The sequence below is a fragment of the Exiguobacterium sp. s142 genome (assembly GCF_018618455.1).
Taxonomy (GTDB): Bacteria; Bacillota; Bacilli; order Exiguobacteriales; family Exiguobacteriaceae; genus Exiguobacterium; species Exiguobacterium aurantiacum_A.
Window position 1 is genome coordinate 1 of sequence record NZ_JACSMB010000062.1, and the last position, 210, is coordinate 210.

The 210-nt window shown below is 58.1% G+C and carries 1 protein-coding gene; it reads left to right on the plus strand.

Translation table 11 applies throughout. The features are described 5' to 3' along the window. Positions 1–145 precede the first annotated feature (145 nt). Positions 146–210, plus strand: a 65-nt coding sequence (locus KNP77_RS15925) for a helix-turn-helix domain-containing protein (RefSeq protein ID WP_131509090.1), incomplete at its 3' end; no start/stop codon positions are given.

The following is a 210-nucleotide window of genomic DNA, read 5'->3' on the forward strand; positions in this document are numbered from 1 at the left end:
TCGCCCGTACATAAACCTCTTGGCCACCCCTGTGACAGATATGACGAACAGAAGTTCGTGATTCCGTCAGATTTCCCTTCCCCCGCCGCGGGTATCGGATGAGGAAGACGTTCATCACGATCATCGGCCGAGAGGAGGCGGAGACATGCTGAAGGGCTACAAATACAGGCTCCACCCGACGGCGGCACAGGCCGAGTTCCTCGTCAGGAC